Here is a 1,676-nt window from a genome sequence, read left to right as displayed (position 1 = left end):
TTAACGCCAAAAAACAATCTAAAATAGATTCGATAGATACTGATGAATTTATCGAATTGCTACACATCAAATGGAGCGATAATCTTTCAAAATCAATTCTTGAAAAAGGTAATGACGTTATTAATAGCCAAATTGCAAAATTAGAAAAATTAGCTAAAAAATACGATCAAACTTTGGCACAGATTGATGAAGAAATCAAACAAAGCGAAAATGAATTAATTCAAATGTTAAACGAGCTTGAAGGTGATGAATACGACATCAAAGGAATCAAAGAATTAATCAACTTGTTAGGTGGCGAAAATGAAAAATAAGCTTGTACCAGCTATTAGATTCAAAGGGTTTACAAACGCTTGAGAACAAAAAAAGTTAGGTGATATGGGGAGTACATATGGTGGTTTAAAAAGTAAAAGAAAAGAAGACTTCATAAAAGGAAATTCAAACTATATTTCTTACATTGATGTATTTAAAAATCCACGGATTAACTTTAACCCTATCTCCACTGTTAATGTTGATGAAAAGCAAAACAAAGTTGAGTATGGTGATGTTTTGTTTACATTATCATCTGAGATACCTGAAGAAGTTGGCATATCATCAGTAATTACAACTTTTTTCAATAAAAACGTGTATTTAAATAGCTTTTGCTTTGGTTTTAGACAATATAGAATTGGTGAAAATGATTTAATTTTTTTATCATATCTATTTAGATCAAAATTTTTTAGACAGAAAATCATGATTCTTGCACAAGGTATTTCTAGATTCAATATCCAGCCAAATAAAGTTTTGAATATAGAATTATTAGCACCTTCAAAAAATGAACAATCTAAAGTAGGTAAATTTATAGAAAAAATAGATAATGTTGTATCACTTCTTCAGCGTAAGTTAGAAAAGCTAGAAAATATAAAAAATACACTTCTTGGGAAGATGTTTGCATCAGCAAAATCGTCTTATCCGGCCATTAGATTCAAAGGATTTACAAACGCTTGAGAACAAGAAAAACTTGAAAACGAAATTGTTTTGAAAACAGGAAAATTAGATACAAAAGATAAAGATGATAATGGAAAGTATGTATTTTTTACATCTGGAATAAATATCTATAAGATAAATCAGTTTTTGTTTGAAGGCGAGCATTTAATTATAGTTGGTAGTGGAGTAAATATTGGCTTTGTTCATTACATAAATGATAAATTTAATGCAAATCAACGCACTTTTGTATTGAAAACGATAAATGATAACGCCAAATTTTTGTATTTTTATTTGTACAAAAATTTCTATAAAAAAATCAATACTATTGTCGGTGATGTGTCTATACCGAATTTATTAAAACCACATATCTATAATTTCATGGTTAAAAAGCCTTCAAATAATGAGATTTCTTTAATTGGTTCTCTTTTTAACCGTATAGAATCGACGGTATCACTTCTTCAGCGTAAGTTAGAAAAGCTAGAAAATATAAAAAATACACTTCTTGAGAAGATGTTTGTTTAAATTCTGTACGTATATCTGTTTGATATACGTTTTTTATTTAATTTTGATAGTTTACAAAATTACACTGAAGAAGTGATACAACCATATTTAATGAATTTATTAATATAGAAATCTTATTGGTTTCTTCACTTAACGGCGGAATGCATATTTTAATTTCTGCCATAACATTGTTCATTAATTTTGGTATTCCA

General features: G+C 27.6%; 1 protein-coding gene and 1 pseudogene. Both read left to right on the top strand.

Annotation, left to right across the window (positions count from 1 at the left end; genetic code table 4):
- A pseudogene (locus NXS15_RS03730) lies at positions 1-311 on the top strand (type I restriction-modification system subunit M); the annotation flags it as partial.
- Positions 301-1,485, top strand: a complete 1,185-nt coding sequence (locus NXS15_RS03725) for a restriction endonuclease subunit S (RefSeq protein ID WP_259290520.1) — start codon at positions 301-303, stop codon at positions 1,483-1,485. The pseudogene NXS15_RS03730 and the gene NXS15_RS03725, both read left to right, overlap by 11 nt.
- The last annotated feature ends 191 nt before the right edge of the window (positions 1,486-1,676 follow it).

Origin of the sequence: Mycoplasma sp. CSL7475-4, assembly GCF_024834065.1 — a bacterium.
GTDB lineage: Bacteria > Bacillota_I > Bacilli_A > Mycoplasmatales > Metamycoplasmataceae > Mycoplasmopsis.
Note: the sequence above shows the minus strand (reverse complement) of the source record. Positions and strands in the feature narration are given on the sequence as shown.